We start from the raw sequence: 19,722 nt of genomic DNA, 5'->3' as shown, positions 1-19,722 counted from the left end.
TCAAGTATAGGTATTTAATAGTGAATTTTATGTGAAATGTTATTAAGAATAATTTTATTGAGGTTAGAATTTTTTATAAAAATATGCAAAAGCTTCGTTTTCCACAAGCCATCCATAATCTAAAGCTTTTATAGTAAGCCAATCGATTATCAACACTGATGATACAAGGTGGATATTCAGAATTCAGCAGCTTGAGGTTCATTAACAGCTGTAATGTAGATACATTGCCATTAATATTTTTTAGCCTGCTAACTTTTCGCGGTACAATGAAGTTGGTTGGTTGTAAATGTTTTAATAAACAAAGGTTTAATTTTTTTGCTGTGCGCACACTATCCCGGCCGAATAAACAAAAATGTCTTAAGCAAAGATAAATGAAGAAAAATGTAAGTTAGTATAGTTCTATATTCCTAAAACAACTTGATACGGTTTAAATCCGTCTTGTACCGCCTCTGAAACTAACCGAATAAATGCTTCAGTCTTTCCAGAAGCCATCCATTGATCCAATGCTTCATAGTAAGCTAAACGATTTTCTACAGTAATCACACAGGGTGGATAGCCTGCTTTAAGCAGTTCCAGATTCATCAAAAGACGTGATGTGCGACCATTGCCATCAATGAATGGATGGATACCCACAAAATCCGCATGTACTTTGGCTACACGTTCAATCGGGTGAAGTTTATATGCTTCAAGGTTATACCAATCGATTAGCTGAGCCATCTTGTCATTTAATAAAGTATAGTCAGGAGGGGTAGTAGTAGCACCAGAAATCAATACATTTTGCTGACGATAACGCCCAGCATTCTCATCATCAATATTTTTTAAAATAAGTTGATGAATATTGCGAATTTGCCATTCTGAAAATGGTTCTTTCTTACGAATAATGTCTTCGACGTAGTAAATCGCATTTCTATGGTTTATCGCTTCGAAATGTTCTCTTAACGCTTTTCCACCTACAGTAATACCTTCAAGAACTACTTTGGTTTCCAATAGTGTAAGAGTATTACCTTCTATGGCATTTGAATGATAGGTCCAGCGGACAATAAGATCTTCTTGTAAATTTTTTACAATTGCAGGAGATAAAGGGCGATATTGATCTAATTTTTTCTTTAAATCATCAATAATTTCAAACATAACATTAACCCTGAATGTGTCTTTCTGAATAATACATCAAAAAATAAATATTAAAAATGTAATGTTATATTATAATATTTTGGTTGAGCTATAAAAAAGATGGTATAATGAGTACACCATTTCAAATCCTTTAGTTGGATTTGAACAAGATTATTTTTGTGATTCAATGCACTAAATCTAATTTGGGTAAAAAATGGGTATAGGTAAAATGCTATTGACTTTATAATTCACTAAATCAATAGTTTAGGATTTGAGTTCAATTGACGCCATCTCGGAATTATTCGTCAAGAATGAATTGGAGATCTTAGCTGAAGATATGCTACGACATTAGGTCTACATTTCATAAAGATTGGAGCTTAGTTTTTTGATGTATTTGTTGCTTAATTTATTAAATATTTGTTTTAGCTCATGATATAATAAAAAATAAGTTATCTTTTTATTTTTAGATTTAAGTGTATTAGAAAATAATAGAGACATTGCTGTAAGAATTTAAGTCTGACTAAATAATTAAATGCGGGGTTGGAAAATAGTATATGATTAGAGAAACAGATACCATTAATAGATTGGAAAGAGCATTAGTTAATCTATTGTTTAGTCTGTCGGGGGTACCTAATTATAATAAATTAAAAAATCAAATTTTAACAATTAATCGTAAGCTACGAATTACAAGAGAGTTGGCTAATACGAAATATATTGCTGTAGCAGGAACTCAAAGTGCTGGAAAATCACGATTGATTCGTGAAATTTATAACTTAGATGCTAAATGGTTATTGGAAAATGAAGGACGAAGTGAACAATTACCACTCTTTATTCTTGAAAAGAAAAATTGTACAGAACCTTATGCTGTTAAAGTTGAGTTAGATGAAGAAAAAGGGATAGAACAAGAAGTAAAAATTAAATCAGATGAATTGCAGGAAATATTGAGAAATTATAAGTCTGACAACACAATACTACTAGTCAAGTTATATGTCCCTATAAAGCATTTTAAAGGAGAAGAGTTTGGTTTTGTATTATTGCCAGGTTATGAGTTAGAAACGCGTGTAAATGAAAAATGGCAAGAATTGATGCGCCATACTTTAATTCATGCATTAGGGTGTATTTTAGTTACGGATGAAACACGCCTTGCAGCAAATAGCTCAAGAAAAATATTAAATGATTTACGTAGTAAGTATTTAGAATATCGTCATCCAATCATTGCTGTAACTAAAACAGAAAATTTAACTGATGAACAACGTCAAGAGTTGAAAGCAACAGCAGCTGAAGTTTTTCAGTTTTCAGAACAGCAGTTAGCTAATATTGTGTTAACAGGTGCATCTGATGATGAATATAAGAATAGGTGGGAACAAGCATTAATTTTTGCAGTTTATAATAATACACTTAGTTCTAGAGAGTCAGAAAATGCAAAATATAGTGAGTTAGATGAAATTTTATCTAATGAGATAGATTTCATTATTGATCAAATTGAAGATGATTTACTTTCTATGGGATTGAAATCTGCAGTTGGAAAAGATAAAAATGTAGAAGAAATCTTATCAAAATTTGATGAGGCTAAAGCAAAATTTAAAAAAAGCTATAGTAGAAAACTTGTTACTCAAACTCAAAGTTATGTAAATGCAGCCATACAAAGTGCTGAAAAATCCTATAAAAATAATGAAGAGGGCTTCGGGAATTGGCTAAAAAATACAACCAATACATTGATACAAAATAGTGATAGTGGTCGTCATAAAGAACGGATTAGACAGTTTTGGTTAGATAATCATAATTCAGACGATAGTCAGCCAAGAACAATCATCGAAAGTAATTTATTAGCCTTGTCATATCTATCTAAAGAACAATTGAAGTTAGATCTTGCTATAAATTATGAACGAAATAGCAACATGGTAATTAATACACAAGAGATATTGGGAGAAACATCTCATGATAAGATTACTTTGCTTGATAAACCTGAGGTAAAAGATGGACTCAATTTATTATTTCGTCCTGATTTAGTAAAAGAAAAAGGTAATATAAAATTTGATGAAAACTCTGATTTTCCAAAAGCAATAGCATTAGTACCAGCCATTGTCATGGAATATGCACGTATAATGCAAATTGCTACAATCGCAACACCCAGCATAAATATTGAAAAAGGTATGAGTGAGTCTCAGTTAATTGAGAATATTGCAAAATCTACTAGTGAAGGACTACCGAAATTCAAAGAGTCATTTATCCCTATAATAAGAACAATGGCCACTATTCTTGCTGTAGATATTGTTGCAGATGCAAAAATTGATACGATTCCTGCATTAATCTCGGTGTTATCTGGAAATAGTACTGCTACTACAGGAGCAGTTGGTATTGGTGGAACAGTATCTATGGTAGCGGCAGGCGTTATTATTACGGGTTATCTGGCCTATCAAATAGGAAAGGAAACAGAGAACTATCACAATAGTCAGAAGGAATATATTTCGGCCGTATTAGGACATTATGGTGATGCAAATGTGCAAACATCATTGGAATATTATGATGATGTAATGGAAAATATTCGTGAAGTAATACGTAATAATCTAGATAAGGCATATGGATTGAATAAAGATTTGCTTAAAAAAGATACAATATATCGTTGTCTAAATACAGTAAAAGATTCTCAAGAAAATTTACAAAGGTTATTAAGTGGAAAACAATCGAGATTGGCTTGAGCTTTATAGCCAACGCGATCAATGGGCAACAAAAGCATATCAGGATTTCCTTGATCAGGTTGATCCAGACTTAGAAGCTGATTTAACACGCTCTGATCAAATTACTATAGTTGTTTATGGTTCGACACAAGTAGGAAAGACAACCTTAATCCTAAAATTGCTTAGGATTAAGGATGATTGTATAGGTGAAGTCTCTAAACCATTACGTGGTGGTCGGGAAATTGGAAAATCGTCAACTGTTATGCCTATTCGTTATCGTAAATCTGTGGATGATCAGTGGCATTTTCGAGATAGTCAAAATAAGTCTATTGATGTAAATACAGTCGATGAATATTTTGGAAAACTACGAGAAGCAGTAGAACAGGGTAAGTCATGGAAAAAAGAGATTATTGATGTTCATATCCCTAATAAATATTTTTATCTTGATGCCGATCAGAAACCATTAGATATTCGTATTTTGGATTTACCAGGAATTCAAGCAAGAGATGAAAATGAACAAAAGCATGTAGAAGAAATTGCTAGAATATATGCAACAACAGCTGATATTGTACTTTTGGTTGGGCGACTTGATGATTTATCTTTCCTACATCCTGAGAGATTAGTATTAAATGAATTTAAATCTTGGACATCACAGTTAAATCGGTTTAGGGTTGTTTTAACATATTCTTTTTCACCAGTAACAGTTTTAGATTATGTAAAGGCCAATAAAGAGTGTTTTGACTTATACAGTTTTAAGCAAAGGATTACTGAGCAACTATGTACCCATGATTTTATCAATTCGAATGAATATAAAGAAATAATATTTCCATTGGAATTTGGACGCTCATTGGTGAACATAGAAAGCAAGCATCCTAGTTATTTTGATTTAATCCAAAAAGTTAATCATGATTCATTTGTTGCACTTTATGATAGTTTACATAAGGCTGCAAATCCTTATGCTCGTTTCATGAATGGTTTTAATGTTCAAAATTTGGTTAAAGAAAAAATTAATAATGAACAAAATAACTATGAGCAGCAATGCAAAAAACTGAATGAAGAACTGGAAAAATATAAAGCAGATAGAGAATGTTTGAAAAATATTTGTGCTGATTTTGAGTATAAGAAACAAAAAAATCAGGGTGAAATTGATAATTTATTGGAGATAGAGAAGAAATCATTTATTACAGATATGATTAAGCAGTTTTCAAAATTTTCTAATTCACAGAAACCTGATGCACATACTGTACCTGCATTAAAGACTTGGCTCAAAAAGACGACGATACTATTGAGCCAGAGTTGGATAGCAGCAAAAACTAATTCAATTTTAAAATCGGAGGAGTTCTATCTTGGACAGCCACCATCATTAGATACAGCCAACTTGGCATCTTGTTATAAAATGTTAAGTGACTATTGGTTTGATGACTACTGGTCTGATGTGAGTTTCAACAAAGATTTCGATATTTTACATCATGCAATAGAGCAGGAAATTGCTAACTTTGCTAAAGATGCTGATAAACAAATTAAACAATATTGCAAACAAAAATTAATACAAAAGAAGAAGGAATTTCAAAAGATTAGAGATGAAATTAGATCATTTGAGTTTTCGAAAGATGAGATAGAACAGAAAGTGAGAGAGATTGAAAATGCATTAAGAGTTCTGAATGATAAACATGAAAAATTTATTGTAAGTATGATAGATGCGAAAAAACATGCAGAAAGTTTTCAAGATCTGATGAAACGCTCATTCGAAGATGCATGTAAGCAGTCAAAGAGAGATTTTATTGATGAAAAAAATATAGTTAAAAAATTCCATAGGCTGTGGTATGGCATGGTTTTGGAACAACAATATCCTAAATTTTCTGAGGTAAAATACTAATGTTAAATGAAACTGAAATTCTAAATGTGAATGATACCTCAATGGATGATCTAAAAAATCTTGTAAATAATATTATTAATACGCCATTAAATGATAATTTTGAAAAACATATTGATGATTTAAAATGGAATGTTGAGAATGCTAAGGAAAAAATAAAAGAAAATATTTCTATAAGTAATAATACAAAAAAAGAATTAAAAACATTAATTGAGGAGAGTGTTGATAGTTTTGAAGCTGTTAAAGAATCAATTGAAGATCACAGTAAATCAATAGTACGTAGTGTAAGTGAAAGAGTTAATCATATTGAAAATATTCTGAAAGTATCAGAGCAGAAAACGACGCAATTAGCAAAAGATTATAAAGAAGATTATGATAAAAAATTGGAAAATATGAAAAATGAATTACATAAAAGCTTATTGCATATTGATACTAAATTTGATGATATAGAAATTTTTTTAAGAGACCAATCTGGAAATACTACAAATAAATTTGAATTAATGAAAAAGCAATTAAATGAAAGTTCTGATGAGTTGAAAAAGCTTTCTTTACAATTCGATACCCAACGTCAAGAAAATAGTAAATTACAGATTGGATTAATCATCGTAAGTATTGTTAATTTAGTTCTTATTGCTATATTGAATTATATTAACTTTCAAAGTTAATTGAATACGCTTATTTAAATTTTTAAAGCATATTAGATACAATTCGAATATTCTTGTTGAAAATCTGATGTACCAAAACCAAAGAGCTTATTACTGTACATTGCAAACTAGTACAAATCATTCAGATTTACTATCATTTATTGAGTTAATTTTGGAGAGAATGTTTGATTGAACAATAAATTGTGATACACCGTACAAGGAGTCTTCTTCTGGTCTAAAATATTGAGTGCAAGGAGTTCAAAGGCCTAGAACCACTTGATATGGCTTAAAACCCTCGATAACTGCATTGGAGACTAACTGGATAAAGGCTTCGGTTTTTCTGTAAGCGATCCACTGATCAAGATTCTCATAGTAAGCCAAACGATTTTCGACTGTAATAACGCAAGGTGGATATCCAGCTTTGAGCAATTCAAGATTCATCAAAAGACGTGATGTGCGTCCATTTCCATCAATGAATGGATGAATTCCAACAAAATCAGCATGTACTTTAGCTACATGTTCAATGGGGTGTAACTTATGTGCTTCGGAGTTGTACCAATCGACAAGCTGAGCCATCTTATCATTCAATAATGTATAGTCGGGAGGGGTAGTCGTAGCACCTGAAATTAATACGTTTTGTTGGCGATATCGTCCTACATTGCCATCATCAATATTTTTAAAATGCTGAGTTTTCGCGGTATTTTTTGCGGTACAATGATGTAGGGTAGTTATAAATCTACATAATAAACAATTATTTAAACTGTGTTTACGGTGCGCGCTGAGCGCACCAAATTTAAAAAAGAGCCAATATTGGCTATTTTTTTATTTCTAAATATCCCAGCGCCGATTTACAGATGTTCCAGCATTATTATAATGAATGACTTTGGCATAGTTACCCACGGCTGTCGCATTTTCAGGAATATCTTTAGTGACGACACTGCCTGCGCCAATGGTTGCGTTATTGCCAATACGGACATCATCGATGATGCAGACATTGGGACCAATATATACATTGTTTCCAATGATTGCTGCTTGTTTGCCACCATTGGCGCCAATAGTCGTAAATTGAGAAAGATTGACATTGTTACCAATAATTGTTGTCGGGTTGACGACCAGCGGGCCGCCGTGTCCGATATACAGCCCATAGCCAATTTGAGTCGTACAGTGGATATCTATACTGTATTTCTTCTTTTTATAATAAAAAATAGGGTAGGTCACTTTGCGCCAAGGCGATTGAGGACTGGCAAGACGTAACCAAACACTAAAATTAAAACCACGGTTAAACAAATAATTTTTAATAAACGACTTCCAACTGGTGTTACCACAGTAGCGATAGAGGTCACTTAAAATAAGTTTGGATAACATGTTTAAATTCACTACACAATATTAAAGATAGGGCTGTCAATATACAGTTTGCAAATTGATTATAGTTAAAAATAAGCAAGCAATTGTTCTCTTAAAATGAAAATAAAACAATTGCTGTTTATTTGTACAAATGTATGGAAGTGTCACAGCTACTTGCGGGCAATCTGTTACAGGCATATATTGATTTTACAGTAGGTCGAAACATAAAGTAGACGCTACAAAGTAGTTGGACGGATCAATGACAGCTCGTTTTGAGTTTGCTAGTTCAAACAATACAATCAGCACTAGCCTTCCAACATAAAGCCCGCCAATGTGCGGGCTTTTTTAATATATGAATGTATATAAAGTGAAAACTGATGGGTCAGATTTATATAAGAATTGTCATACAATATTAATTTATTCAAACTATGTCATTGATATATTATTTTTAAAATTAAGAAAAGTTACATTGCCATGAAATTTAACATTTTCTTTGTGGTTGATTTTTTGTCATGTGATATAACACCTAAATAGCTAGACGACGTTAATAATTGAAGAAGGAAGTAGGGAAATGATAAAAATGATTGATATTAAAGTGAAAGATCAATATAGCCAAATTCTTGATGCAAAAGCAGTTTTGAGTACGCGTCTAATGGAGCAAGCTGAGGCTGGCACACCTGTATTTCAACATATTGATCATATTTTTGTGAATGGTGAAATGATTCAACCCAGCATTGAATTTTTGTATGAAAGCCAAAACTCATCCAGTATTTATAAAGTGATTGAAGCCTAAATTGATTCAATCATCAGTGGAATAAACATTAAAAAGCTCCCTATGTAGGGAGCTTTTTAATGTTTATAGGTGTTGCCAGTTTGGTTTATTCATTGATGAGCTGTAGTTGGACATCATAACGTGCAAATTCTTGAATAACTGTATCTAAGACTTGTTGTGCTTCAGGCGTTGTTGGTAACAAATCAAGTTCAGTATTTTGAGCACTGTCAAAGCATTCAATTTTTTCAATAAGCCAGCGTTGTTCATTGGCCGTGCTATTGATAATAATACGACGTGCCTGTAATTGATCATTGGCTTGTCGTGGCAAAACATACGTAATAGCCAGTTGAATGTCTTGCTGTTCATCAGCAGGGCTTAAAAAGGTAATCACCCAATTACCAATTTTACTCAATTGAGTCGGATGGTCAAAAGGGTCAAACTCAAATAAAACGGCCATGCGTCATGCTCTTAAAAAACTATGCTATCTATGCCAAATATTTAAATAAAACCCCATTAGCATTAAGTCGTAGCATGAAATTCCACTTTCGCTTATTTGAATAGAATTAATCCTATTTTAGCCAAATTAAAAGTTTTCAGCAGTCACAAGTATCAAAAATGAGAGCTTTTATAAATAAGAAATAATATAAAAGCTCTAACAGTGAAGTGCTAAAGTTAAATTGATTGGCTCAATTCGAAGCTAAGGTATACATACTGGAATTCACATATTTTAAGGCCATATTGAGCTGTGCAGGCTGAATGCGTGATTCTTGTAAATGCGTCATCCACTGCATTTGGCACGTTTTTAATTCATTGGGATGTTGTGTATTGTGAATTTTTTCAATTAATCGTTTCGCCATCAGTCCGCAGTATTGTTGAAGCTGTTGAGTCATAAACTCTTTTAGTTCATTTAAGCTTGAAGCATGCATACGTGCCAGATTACTGTCATTTGAGTTAGATTGACTCAGTGGCATATTGTCCGTTATTACACAAGTTTGATCATTATATATGACTGGTTCATGCAGTTGGCTTGGAAGCTCTGAAGTTGGTATTGGTGTTTCAGTTGATGTATTTTGAATTGTCGGTGGCGTATCTGTCGCGGTGTGTAATGACCCTTTAGTATGTATTAGACCTAATTCTAATAGTTGTTGGATTAATTCAGGCGTGGCAATTCGATTTTGCATTGATGGATTCATTGCATTGAAGTCATCTGATCCAATAAGTAGCAAGAGTCGACGTTGTTTGGCATTTAATGCTAAATCACGTAATTTGATGGTGCGAAAACCAAGTTCGGTTTTATAAAAACGAGACATACCTTAATTTATTCCCCCAATAAATTAAGGCATATCCTATTGTGTGAAAATTACACTAAAATGACAGTTTGATGAATGGTTATTTGATTTTTAACAATTTTATAGTGTGCTTACTGAGGAATTTTCCAAAGCTTTACGTAAGTACGGATCTAAATCCTCTTGACGCATGAGCCACTGTACATAGTCTGCTGGAAGTTCGGAAATTGCAGTACCTCGGTGTTTACCAAAATTAATACTACGTGGAATGCGGGCATCTTCTGAAAGGGTATAAAGCGATTCCAAATCATTAATTTTGAGTTGGTGCACAATATGCATCAAAATATTTGCTGTTAAAATAATATCCATATCCGCACGGTGTGCTTTGCGAATCATTTCACGTGCTTTTTCACTACCTTTACTAATCATATAAATGAGTGCAGAAATATTATGTGCTTCTGCATCTGGCCACACACGACGTGCTAGGGCAAGTGTACAAATGGCTTTAAGATTTGAAGTATCTACACCACACTTTTCTAAAGCGCGAAGATCATAATCAATGTTATGGCCAATAATATAGTTGGTTTCTTTCGGTAGCTGAAAACTACTGTAATGAGGCATACCAACCAAGTCTGATTCTAAAATATGATGCACAGCCATTGCCGCAAATGAAATTGGCTCATCAACTGAATAGAGTTGATCAAAAACTTTTGTTTTGTCTAAGCTGAGTTTGCCATTTTGGATTTCAATTGGAGCGTATGCAATTTCAATGGGCTGACCATTTAATGTATGTGTTTCTGTATCAAGAATAATGGCTTGCATGCCCAAATCCAAAAGCAAAATGAATATGCTCAATCTATCATTTGCAGAGAATACTGACAAACCAAACTGCACTGAATGACCTGATATTGCCCAGTATTTGCTGAAAATATAACTCAATCTCTGCGCATTTTTGAGCATAATGTAGCTGAGTACATTGAATTAAAAGAAGATCGAACAAAAAAATTAGAAAAATGTGATGCTAAATACAACATATAGGTGCTAGTGATCAGCGCGGTAAAGATGGCTCTGGAATGGAATTTATTCAGATCTTTAGTCAAACATGATTTTATCAGCTCATCTGATCAATGAGCATTTTAAATGCGAGCAGATTATTTTGATGATTTTGATAAGGCGCGTGGATCTATAACAGCCAAGCTGTCATTGATCTTAAATACTCTTGTGTTGGTGAGCACTGACAGGGTATATATAAAATCAGAAGATGAAAACAACAACAAGGAAGGGCTCAAAATGAAAAAACATGTTTTAGCTGTGTTAATCGGCAGTTCTATTTTATTAACGGCATGTGGTGGCGGTGATGGTGGTGAGTCCACTTATGTCATTGATGATGGAGTCCCTAAGAATAATATTGTAGCTCCAGTGGTTAAAACAACAGGATATACCGATGCTAGTCAAACAGCAGATAATCTTTTAGCGTCTGTTAGTTCAGACAAGTTATTGATGACGTATAAAATGTTAGGTGTAAATGGAAAAGAGACGCAAGCAACAGCTCTAGTTTTCACGCCAAAGACAGTTAAACCTGCAGGGGGATGGCCGATTGTTGCTTGGGCACATGGAACTACGGGTGTGGCAGATATGTGTGCACCGAGTCAACAGGGCTTAAAAGGCAATGAATATTTAATACAAGGTCTTTTGGCTGCAGGTTATGCAGTGGTTGCGCCTGATTATGAAGGACTTGGTGAGCCGAGTGGCCGTGAACCGCATCCATTTTTAAATTTAAAAAGTGAAGCATTTTCAATTACAGATGCGGTGGTTGCTGCGCGTAATTATCTGGGCAATACCACAGAAAATAGATGGCTGGTCGTTGGACATTCCCAAGGAGGGCAAGCGGCCTTAGGTGCAGCACAATATGCATCACGTGCACAACTCAATTATAAAGGGGCAATTGCTGTGGCACCAGCATCGTTCCTTGGTTCTGTACTAACCTTAGGGGAAGGTTCTACTAAAAATATGACAGATCCAACAGAAATAATTAAAACGCTCGCTTCTTTAGATACTTTTACATCTTTGATTACAGCAGGGCTAAAAAATCAGTATCCGAATTTGCAATATAACCAAGTCTTTAAATCACCCACAGATTTAATTGCTGCAAAAGCAGAATCACTATGCTCTGATAAATTGGGGGATGCTTTAGGTGGGGCAATGGGGCAATATTTTCAACTCAATATGAATCTGACAAATTACCCACGAACACAGACAGATTTCATGACGAATGTTCCTGAAGTAAAGGACTTTTTGGTCAATGGTTCACAGCCACTCAAAACCGTTATTAAAACCCCGATTATTATTTACCAAGGAACACTGGATCCAACTGTACCACGCCAAGTGACGGACACTTTGGTGAAGTCAGCACCTGCAGGTACAACGATTAGTTATAAAACGGATGATGCTCTTCCAGAGACAAGTAAGTGGGATCACATTACAGCCTATTCTTTAAATTTGGGTAATATTGTGAAAGATGTGCAATCTCTAATGCCAATTCAATAAGTTAATTTAACTGAAATGCTCATTTTTAGAATAAAGATGAGCATTTTTTATTGCAAACAGTACGAAGTTCATTCTCTACTTTATAAAACTTCATGCTACAATACGCGCCAATCTTAGCACGGCTTAAAAGCCCTACATTTCATAGGACCTCGCTAATGTTTGCCAATACTTCAATTGCTCAATTTGACCCAGAATTAGCTCAAGCCATCACGAACGAAGATGCGCGCCAAGAAGCTCACATTGAGCTGATCGCTTCTGAAAACTATTGCTCACCAGCTGTAATGGAAGCACAAGGTTCAAAACTTACAAACAAATATGCTGAAGGCTACCCAGGCAAACGCTACTATGGCGGTTGTGAATATGTAGACGTGATTGAACAGTTAGCGATTGATCGTGCTAAAGAACTTTTCGGCGCTGACTATGCAAACGTTCAGCCACATGCTGGTTCACAAGCAAACTCTGCTGTTTACTTAGCACTTCTTAACCCAGGCGATACAGTATTGGGTATGAGCTTGGCTCACGGTGGTCACTTGACTCACGGTGCAAAAGTTAGCTTCTCTGGCAAAACATACAATGCAATTCAATACGGTTTAAACCCTGAAACTGGCGAAATCGACTATGAAGAAGTTGAACGTCTAGCTGAAGAACACAAACCAAAAATGATCGTTGCTGGTTTCTCTGCATACAGCCAAATTGTTGACTGGCAGCGTTTCCGTGACATCGCGGACAAAGTTGGCGCTTACCTATTTGTAGATATGGCTCACGTTGCTGGTCTTGTTGCTGCTGGTGTTTACCCAAGCCCAGTACAAATTGCTGACGTAACGACTACGACTACGCACAAAACACTTCGTGGCCCACGTTCTGGCTTAATCCTTGCGAAAGCAAACGAAGAAATTGAGAAAAAATTACAATCAGCTGTATTCCCAGGCAACCAAGGTGGTCCATTGGTTCACGCTGTAGCGGCTAAAGCGATCTGCTTTAAAGAAGCAATGGCGCCTGAATACAAAACTTACCAACAACAAGTGGTTAAAAACGCGAAAGCAATGGCTGAAGTGTTGATCGCTCGCGGTTACGATGTTGTTTCTGGTGGTACTGAAAACCACTTGTTCTTATTGTCTTTAATCAAACAAGGCGATATTACAGGTAAAGAAGCGGATGCTTGGTTAGGTGCTGCTCACATTACTGTGAACAAAAACTCTGTACCAAACGACCCACGTTCTCCATTCGTAACTTCTGGTATCCGTATTGGTACACCAGCTGTAACAACTCGTGGTTTCGGCGAAGCTGAAGTACGTGAGCTTGCTGGTTGGATTGCTGACATCTTAGATAGCAAAGGTGATGAAGCGGTAATTGCTGCAGTGAAAGAAAAAGTGGCTGCAGTTTGCGCTAAATTCCCTGTTTACGCGAAATAAGTCATACTTGAGAAAAGCCCCCTCAAGGGGGCTTTTTTTATGGCATGAAAAAACTCGAATGTTATCTAAACCTTTATATTTCTGTTATAAATGAATGAGTGATAACAAGAACATGAAGACCACTGCCTTGGCGTGGTCTAATAAAACTGAAGGAACTTCATAGATGAATAAACCTAATATTATTCTTTCTGAACAAGATCTACATCGTTTAGAAACAATGTTAGAGCATCAGTCTGAACTAACATTGACAATGAAACATCTTGAAGATGAATTAGCACGTGCAGATGTAGTTGCACCACAGGATGTACCACCTAATGTGGTTAGCATGAATGCAAAAGTTTTAATTACGATAGCACCATCAATAGAAGCAACCGAAATAACATTGGTATATCCACATGACTTTAAAGCTGAAAAAGGGCAGGTGAATGTCATTGCTCCCATTGGCGCTGCAATTTTAGGTTTAGCGGAAGGTCAAGAAATAGAGTGGCCACAACCAGACGGTCACATTATGAAAGTAAAAATTGAAAAGGTGCTATACCAGCCAGAACGGGAAGGCAACTATTTATAAGCTGCTTGTATGGCCTAGGTGAAAACTAAAACTCCAGATTTATGATCTGGAGTTTTTTTATTTAGTTTTGAGCAAAACCTTGCGGATATGGGTGTAATTGTGGTTGATAATACTTGGCCCAAACTTTTCGTTCTGTAGGGAGGGGTGCTTCAAAGCCCTCTATACCATCAAATAAGGCTTGCATTGCAGATAAAATATTTGGCATTGCACTGTCAGTAATGGCGTCGCAGGCATTTAAATAAGGCTGGATAATAGAAAAGCCACGATAATCAAATACAGAAAAATAAGGAATCACCAATTGTAAGTTCATTGCATGTGCGCCGTATTGGCGTATGTGGATAGCAAAAGCATCTGTACGAATATGAGGTAAACATGCATACATTTCATAGGCAAGTACATTAAATGGGTAATTTTGAGGATTCTGTTCCAATTGTTTTAAGCCTTGATCTGGGCCATCCATGTGCTTAATAAATGTATAACCTGGCGGAAAACTGGTTGGCGTCATGTTGTCATCAGGGTTTGTTCTTGGCATAACACCATGAATAAATTGAAAAACGTAAGCGATTAATTCCCCAGCTTGGTATAAAGCATCATGATAAGGCGAGTTTTTATATGCAATTTCAGTAGATGGCTGGGCGAGGTACATGGGGTTACGTATGTTTAAAATCTCGTTAATAATCTGTTGTGCATATTGTGTTGAACTGGTTTGAATCATCGGTGCAAAAAGAAAATCACAAATATGGCCCGTGGTAAAAAATATGCGATTATGAATATGAGCAATACGTGCAGTAGGTAATTGAGCTTGAATCTCTTGTCCTATGAGTTGGCTTGCTTGTGCTGGATTGAGCCAGCGTAAAGACGTTCCTGCATGTTGAGCAATAACTCGGCCTAAATAACCACTTAAATATAAAATGAAGTAATAATTGCTTTCTTCAGTTAAAAATTTTTCTGCAGAAATAATATAGTTTTGACGCATTTCACGCATTAAATCATCTAAGCGTTCAAGGCTTTTAAGGGAATAGTCGAGTTGTGATATTTCTACTAGTTTTAAATAAGGGCTTCCATTGGGTAGAGGATATTGGTTTTGATACATCTTTTGTAGCGCATGCATTTCTTCGGCAATTTTTAGCCGACTTTCACCACTGATGATGGTGTGATTAAGTAATTCTATTTCAACATGCTGACTCAAACTGAGCGCAATGTCATCTTGTTTAAAATACTGATGTATCACAAGAAGTGGAAACACAATTTTATGAGATAAAACCAATGCAAAGTCGTATAAATATGATTTAGGTAAAGATACATCGCTTTGAGGAAGATTTTGATTGAGTTTTTCACGACTGAACCATTGCTCTGTGCTTGCAGTGCGCTCAGCTAAAAATTGACCCAAATGGCTGGCCAGTAACATAAGGCTGTTTAACTGGCTAGCTTCAGCATTATGTTGAATATCCAATGTTCCCACTTGTTTTTTAAAGGCTGTAAATAATTGATCAAGACGCTGAAAGCTAGTAAAGCTTTGATCTAAATTGACCGTATTAAAAGCATTTGCAATATAAAATTCATGCTGATTTTGAGTATCCTGAAAATGCCTGCGGATGTGTTGCATGCGTTTGGTTGCAGATAAAGTAGAATCTACTGGATTGTTGAAGTGGTTTGTTATCATGATGATTCTTTTAGTGTTATTTTAATATGAGTATAAAAGAGTGTTTTTAAAATAGGTGCACGATTGGAATATTTTTTATTAAATTAAATCGATGCTAAGTCGATAGATAATCGAAAAATCTAAACACATGCTGAGCTTGAATTAAGACAGTATTATGTGTGCTTAAATGTAGGGGTGAAGGGCAAAATAGTGGAACAGCATAGGTCAAATGAAGGTTAGAAGTTTTGCAAAAAACTACATCAAAAGCCTGTTAAAAGCCTTAGTATAAAAATGATTTTGTTGAGTTTAATGATTTATGTCTCAAGTCGATGTGTTGGTCCCTTTAACAGAGATAGCCGTATCTTCTGAGGAAGCGCTGTCGGTCAAATGTAACGAGCTGGTCCCCATATTAAATGATCAATATCGTTTGAATCATTATGCCGATGCAATTATTCAAGCTCAGTCAGTGCTCTTAAATGGTGTAGATCCACATTTGACACAAAAATTGAGTCAACAGATTGAAACATTAATCCAATTATTATCTGACTCAAAAAACTACTTTAAAAAACGTAAATTTAACGGCTTACAAAAATGGTTAGGTATTGATTTAGAGTTTGGTTCCAATCAGGTTGATTATTATAAAACGCTAGATCAGACCTTAAGCGATGCTAATCAGCTCAGTCAGCATTTACAAATTGAAATTCAAAAGTCGCAATCACGTTTGAGTCAGTTACAAGGTTTACGTGAGCAAATGGCAAAATATATTCAGGCGGCTGAGGAATTTGCACAAGAGTATCCTAGCTTTGCACATCCTCAACAGCCATTGGATAGTTTTGCTGAGCGCCTAGCAAAAAAGATTCAAACCTTAAGAACCTTGCAGGCCAGTAATGATATTGCGATTATGCAAATGCACTTGTCACAGCAATTATCCTTTAGTTTGTTGGATCGTTTTAAAGAGGCGCAGCAGGTGCTGATTCCAGCATGGCAGTATCATGTGAAACAAAGCCAGCAGAATAACTCGACAAGTTCACTGGAAAAACTTGATAATAGCCGAGAAGCTCTCATTAAAACTTTAAGAAAATCATTAGAGAAATCCTCTAAATCATAATCAGTAAGGTGCGCTATGACACATCCAGAAAACCTCCAATTGCTTGTAAATGAAGATAACCCAACAACTGCTGTAACCGTGGTAGAAGAAAAATTTAAACAGCTCGATTTACAAGGGATGGGTTTAAAACCAGCAGATTTTCAGGAAGTCATGACTGCACATAAAGAGCTGGCAGAGATAAACCATAATGCAGTTGCAGAATATGGTAAAAATATTGCGACCAAAACATCTACATATACCGATGAGCTCTTGAGTTTGGTACAAAATAAAGACCTTGATGCAACAGGTCAAAAGCTGAATCAAGTGGTGCAAGTGGCACAGCAACTCAATACCAGTAGTATTTTAAATAAATCAAAAAACTCAGGTTTTTTGGGGAGCTTATTAAATAAGTTTAAGGGTGCGAAGCAAAGTTTTGATCAGCACTTTAATACCACCAAAGAGCAAATTGATGCATTGGTTAAAGAAATTGAAAGTTCGCAGAACGGTTTGAAAGCACGTGTAGATACCTTAGATCGCATGTTTAATAGCGTACAAGACGAATATAAGCAGTTGGGTGTCTATGTTGCGGCAGGTAAATTAAAGCAACAAGATATTCAGCAAGAAATTGCCGGCTTAACTGCGTTAGAGCAAGATCAGAACACTACGCAAAAAATATATGATTTAAACCATTTGGCCAATAATTTGGAAAAACGCGTGAGTGATTTGCAAGTGTTGCAACAATCAGCCATGCAAACTTTACCGATGATTCGTATTATTCAGTCGAATAATTTGATGTTGGTTGATAAGTTTTATGCGATTAAAAACATTACTTTACCTGCATGGAAAAACCAAATTAGCCTAGCGATTTCTTTGCAAGAACAAAAGAATAGTGTGCAACTGGCCAATACGATTGATGATGCGACCAATGATCTGTTAAAACGTAATGCAGACTTGCTACATCAAAATTCGGTAGATACGGCCAGAGCCAATCAGCGTTCGGTTATTGATATTGAAACTCTTGAACATGTACAAAATACCCTCATTAAAACAGTTAATGATGTAATTGTGATTCAAAAAGAAGGCATGCAAAAACGTGATGAAGCGACAATCCGTTTACGTGCTTTACAGGATAATTTGAATCATTTGGTGCTTGAAACCAGTTCAAATGGCTCGAAGAGTTCTTAAGAGCATTCCATAAATGGCATAAGGATCATGCCATTTTACTGCTTAGGAAGGCAATATTGTCAGATACTTAGGAGAATATATGCCTCCCTTAGATGAATATGCAGTACGTCCGCAACAGATAGAAACTGGCTTAGTGACGCTGAAAAAACGACAACGAAATTTAATGCTTTTGGGTATAACTTCATCTGTCTTTTTTATTGCATCAGTGATAGGTCTATTTGTACAACAAGACTTTGTATATGGATTCTTTGGTTTAACAACGCAGGTTGAGCAACTGCATTTACCAAGTGGTATTGATGCCCAGCTAGCGAATTTTAGTCAGCAACCTGATTATTTTGTGAATCTATTGTCATGGTTTGGTTGGCTGTTTCTTAAGCTCTTTGTAGCTTTTATAGGGTCATTTTTGGTGATCCATTTTCTTAGAAAAATTCGCTTTTTTTATGTTAGATTTCAATCTTTTGTGTTGAAATTTGTGGGTTGGCTTATTGCATTTATTGTGCTTTGGAGTGGGCTGACCTATGTGCAATACGATTTAAAATCAAAGCATTATGGTGAATACCAGCAACTGGTTCGTTATGATAAAAATATTCAAGAAAGTGAAATATCACATTATTTGAATGAGTCAAACGTCGCTTTGCCTGTCAAAAATTATCTATTGGCACAAACTGCCTTGTTGCATCAGCCAGCCGACCGCGCAACGGCTATTCCTTATGTACAAGCGCTGATAAAAGCAGAGCAACATGATCCACAATTTTTAAGTTATGGCTTTAAGCCAGAGCAATTGTGGAGTATGCAAAATCAATTGTTTGATAAAACCATCACGCCTATGGCACAAAGTGTGAGTAAGCAAGTTGCACAGGCAAATGTGCTGAGTAGTGTGGTGTATTGGGTTCTATGGGCTGCTGTTGTACTTTTTCTCACCATGAGTGCACTGTTATTTATTTTATCCTCACATTTAAAAAGCCGTATTCAACGGATTGGGCAACATTTAAGTTAAATTGTTCACGCTCAGTGGCTATGGTGTTGTCGATCTGAGCGTTTAGTGACAGACGGGGTATGTCTCCTTTTCCTTAAGTTGTTGAAAAAGATTTTTATTTTGTATTTAAATCTAATTTTTCGATCATTGTTATAAAAACAAACTGTTTTATCTATTTTTATATTTATCTTATTCTTATCCCATCAAATATACATTTACTCCTTTGGAGACGTTAGCAATGTTAGATCAAAATACTTCAGCTCAATTAAAAACTCTTCTTGAACGCCTTGAAGGTCCAATTGAAATCGTTGCCACTTTAAATGGCTCTGACAAATCAGACAAAATCAAAGAATTGGTTGAAGAAGTTGCTGCATTATCAAACTTAGTGACTGCTCGTTTCGATGGTACAAACAAACGTGCGCCTAGCTTCGGTATTGCAAAAGCAGGTGAAGAACCGCGTGTATTCTTTGCTGGCTTACCTATGGGCCATGAATTCACATCACTGATCTTGGCATTGCTACAAACTTCAGGTTATGCACCAAAAGTATCTGATGAAGTATTGGCTTCAATTAAAGGCTTAGGCATTAAATCTGACTTT

The 19,722-nt window shown here is 35.4% G+C and carries 16 protein-coding genes and 2 pseudogenes; 11 read left to right on the top strand and 7 right to left on the bottom strand.

Annotated elements, in window-relative coordinates; translation table 11 throughout:
• Nucleotides 1-399: 399 nt before the first annotated feature.
• Nucleotides 400-1,131 (bottom strand): Fic family protein, encoded by a 732-nt coding sequence (locus tag EXE29_RS16025; protein WP_120365016.1) that lies wholly within the window; start codon nucleotides 1,129-1,131, stop codon nucleotides 400-402.
• Between the two features lie 533 nt (nucleotides 1,132-1,664).
• On the opposite strand from EXE29_RS16025, the gene EXE29_RS16020 reads away from it, so the two are divergent.
• Genes EXE29_RS16020 through EXE29_RS16010 form a run of 3 tightly spaced genes read left to right on the top strand, consistent with a single transcriptional unit; the run spans nucleotide 1,665 to nucleotide 6,326 of the window.
• The gene (locus EXE29_RS16020) at nucleotides 1,665-3,809 is read left to right on the top strand and encodes a hypothetical protein (RefSeq protein WP_120365017.1); all 2,145 of its coding nucleotides are present in this window, start codon (nucleotides 1,665-1,667) and stop codon (nucleotides 3,807-3,809) included.
• On the top strand, nucleotides 3,784-5,664 hold the full coding sequence (locus EXE29_RS16015; RefSeq protein WP_120365018.1) for a GTPase family protein: 1,881 nt from the start codon (nucleotides 3,784-3,786) through the stop codon (nucleotides 5,662-5,664). The genes EXE29_RS16020 and EXE29_RS16015 overlap by 26 nt, the downstream gene beginning before the upstream one ends.
• Nucleotides 5,664-6,326 carry a hypothetical protein gene (locus EXE29_RS16010; RefSeq protein WP_120365019.1) on the top strand — a complete coding sequence of 221 codons (663 nt, stop codon included), beginning with the start codon at nucleotides 5,664-5,666 and terminating at the stop codon, nucleotides 6,324-6,326. Before EXE29_RS16015 ends, EXE29_RS16010 begins: the two co-directional genes overlap by 1 nt.
• Before the next feature lie 237 nt (nucleotides 6,327-6,563).
• On the opposite strand, the pseudogene EXE29_RS16005 reads toward EXE29_RS16010, so the two are convergent.
• Both EXE29_RS16005 and EXE29_RS16000 read right to left on the bottom strand, forming a co-directional pair.
• Nucleotides 6,564-6,983, bottom strand: a pseudogene (locus tag EXE29_RS16005) (Fic family protein); the annotation flags it as partial.
• Between the two features lie 150 nt (nucleotides 6,984-7,133).
• Nucleotides 7,134-7,670: a serine O-acetyltransferase gene (locus EXE29_RS16000; protein ID WP_120365020.1), complete on the bottom strand. Its 537-nt coding sequence runs from the start codon at nucleotides 7,668-7,670 to the stop codon at nucleotides 7,134-7,136.
• Between the two features lie 550 nt (nucleotides 7,671-8,220).
• On the opposite strand from EXE29_RS16000, the gene EXE29_RS15995 reads away from it, so the two are divergent.
• Nucleotides 8,221-8,442 (top strand): hypothetical protein, encoded by a 222-nt coding sequence (locus EXE29_RS15995; RefSeq protein WP_106986391.1) that lies wholly within the window; start codon nucleotides 8,221-8,223, stop codon nucleotides 8,440-8,442.
• Between the two features lie 85 nt (nucleotides 8,443-8,527).
• On the opposite strand, the gene EXE29_RS15990 is transcribed toward EXE29_RS15995, so the two are convergent.
• The 3 genes from EXE29_RS15990 to EXE29_RS15980 all read right to left on the bottom strand — a co-directional run bounded on the left by EXE29_RS15990 (nucleotide 8,528) and on the right by EXE29_RS15980 (nucleotide 10,529).
• On the bottom strand, nucleotides 8,528-8,878 hold the full coding sequence (locus EXE29_RS15990) for a hypothetical protein (RefSeq protein ID WP_106986390.1): 351 nt from the start codon (nucleotides 8,876-8,878) through the stop codon (nucleotides 8,528-8,530).
• Nucleotides 8,879-9,107: 229 nt separating this feature from the next.
• Nucleotides 9,108-9,731, bottom strand: a complete 624-nt coding sequence (locus tag EXE29_RS15985) for a hypothetical protein (RefSeq protein ID WP_120365021.1) — start codon at nucleotides 9,729-9,731, stop codon at nucleotides 9,108-9,110.
• Nucleotides 9,732-9,830: 99 nt separating this feature from the next.
• Entirely contained in the window at nucleotides 9,831-10,529 is a 699-nt protein-coding gene (locus tag EXE29_RS15980) for an exonuclease domain-containing protein (protein WP_120365022.1), read from the bottom strand.
• Between the two features lie 468 nt (nucleotides 10,530-10,997).
• Between EXE29_RS15980 and EXE29_RS15975 the strand changes: the two genes are divergently transcribed.
• The 3 genes from EXE29_RS15975 (at nucleotide 10,998) to rnk (ending at nucleotide 14,234) form a co-directional block, all read left to right on the top strand.
• Nucleotides 10,998-12,254: an alpha/beta hydrolase family protein gene (locus tag EXE29_RS15975; protein ID WP_106986411.1), complete on the top strand. Its 1,257-nt coding sequence runs from the start codon at nucleotides 10,998-11,000 to the stop codon at nucleotides 12,252-12,254.
• Nucleotides 12,255-12,409: 155 nt separating this feature from the next.
• On the top strand, nucleotides 12,410-13,666 hold the full coding sequence (gene glyA / locus EXE29_RS15970) for a serine hydroxymethyltransferase (RefSeq protein WP_106986388.1): 1,257 nt from the start codon (nucleotides 12,410-12,412) through the stop codon (nucleotides 13,664-13,666).
• 163 nt (nucleotides 13,667-13,829) lie between these two features.
• Nucleotides 13,830-14,234 (top strand): nucleoside diphosphate kinase regulator, encoded by a 405-nt coding sequence (gene rnk / locus EXE29_RS15965; protein ID WP_106986387.1) that lies wholly within the window; start codon nucleotides 13,830-13,832, stop codon nucleotides 14,232-14,234.
• A gap of 61 nt (nucleotides 14,235-14,295) precedes the next feature.
• Here rnk and EXE29_RS15960 read toward each other — a convergent pair whose 3' ends face one another.
• Nucleotides 14,296-15,897, bottom strand: coding sequence for a hypothetical protein (locus EXE29_RS15960; protein ID WP_120365023.1), 1,602 nt, complete (start codon nucleotides 15,895-15,897; stop codon nucleotides 14,296-14,298).
• A gap of 295 nt (nucleotides 15,898-16,192) precedes the next feature.
• Between EXE29_RS15960 and EXE29_RS15955 the strand changes: the two genes are divergently transcribed.
• The 4 genes and pseudogenes from EXE29_RS15955 to EXE29_RS15940 form a co-directional block, all read left to right on the top strand.
• Entirely contained in the window at nucleotides 16,193-16,984 is a 792-nt protein-coding gene (locus EXE29_RS15955) for a tellurium resistance protein (protein ID WP_120365024.1), read from the top strand.
• A gap of 15 nt (nucleotides 16,985-16,999) precedes the next feature.
• Nucleotides 17,000-18,148: a toxic anion resistance protein gene (locus EXE29_RS15950; RefSeq protein ID WP_120365025.1), complete on the top strand. Its 1,149-nt coding sequence runs from the start codon at nucleotides 17,000-17,002 to the stop codon at nucleotides 18,146-18,148.
• Between the two features lie 79 nt (nucleotides 18,149-18,227).
• On the top strand, nucleotides 18,228-19,145 hold the full coding sequence (locus tag EXE29_RS15945; RefSeq protein ID WP_120365026.1) for a hypothetical protein: 918 nt from the start codon (nucleotides 18,228-18,230) through the stop codon (nucleotides 19,143-19,145).
• Nucleotides 19,146-19,362: 217 nt separating this feature from the next.
• Nucleotides 19,363-19,722 (top strand): annotated as a pseudogene (locus EXE29_RS15940) (alkyl hydroperoxide reductase subunit F); the annotation flags it as partial.

The organism is Acinetobacter sp. WCHAc060006, assembly GCF_004209135.1.
In the GTDB taxonomy this organism is placed as follows: domain Bacteria; phylum Pseudomonadota; class Gammaproteobacteria; order Pseudomonadales; family Moraxellaceae; genus Acinetobacter; species Acinetobacter cumulans.
The sequence above is the reverse complement of the archived record's forward strand: the minus strand, read 5'-3'. Positions and strand labels throughout refer to the sequence as shown.

Coding starts and splice junctions, on each gene's coding strand:
- EXE29_RS15945 (WP_120365026.1), top strand. CDS start 18,228: ATGCCTCCCTTAGATGAATATGCAGTACGTCCGCAACAGATAGAAACT.
- EXE29_RS16025 (WP_120365016.1), bottom strand. CDS start 1,131: ATGTTTGAAATTATTGATGATTTAAAGAAAAAATTAGATCAATATCGC.
- EXE29_RS15975 (WP_106986411.1), top strand. CDS start 10,998: ATGAAAAAACATGTTTTAGCTGTGTTAATCGGCAGTTCTATTTTATTA.
- EXE29_RS16020 (WP_120365017.1), top strand. CDS start 1,665: ATGATTAGAGAAACAGATACCATTAATAGATTGGAAAGAGCATTAGTT.
- EXE29_RS15990 (WP_106986390.1), bottom strand. CDS start 8,878: ATGGCCGTTTTATTTGAGTTTGACCCTTTTGACCATCCGACTCAATTG.
- EXE29_RS15980 (WP_120365022.1), bottom strand. CDS start 10,529: ATGCAAGCCATTATTCTTGATACAGAAACACATACATTAAATGGTCAG.
- EXE29_RS15950 (WP_120365025.1), top strand. CDS start 17,000: ATGACACATCCAGAAAACCTCCAATTGCTTGTAAATGAAGATAACCCA.
- EXE29_RS16010 (WP_120365019.1), top strand. CDS start 5,664: ATGTTAAATGAAACTGAAATTCTAAATGTGAATGATACCTCAATGGAT.
- EXE29_RS16000 (WP_120365020.1), bottom strand. CDS start 7,670: ATGTTATCCAAACTTATTTTAAGTGACCTCTATCGCTACTGTGGTAAC.
- EXE29_RS15955 (WP_120365024.1), top strand. CDS start 16,193: ATGTCTCAAGTCGATGTGTTGGTCCCTTTAACAGAGATAGCCGTATCT.
- EXE29_RS15995 (WP_106986391.1), top strand. CDS start 8,221: ATGATAAAAATGATTGATATTAAAGTGAAAGATCAATATAGCCAAATT.
- rnk (WP_106986387.1), top strand. CDS start 13,830: ATGAATAAACCTAATATTATTCTTTCTGAACAAGATCTACATCGTTTA.
- EXE29_RS15985 (WP_120365021.1), bottom strand. CDS start 9,731: ATGTCTCGTTTTTATAAAACCGAACTTGGTTTTCGCACCATCAAATTA.
- EXE29_RS15960 (WP_120365023.1), bottom strand. CDS start 15,897: ATGATAACAAACCACTTCAACAATCCAGTAGATTCTACTTTATCTGCA.
- glyA (WP_106986388.1), top strand. CDS start 12,410: ATGTTTGCCAATACTTCAATTGCTCAATTTGACCCAGAATTAGCTCAA.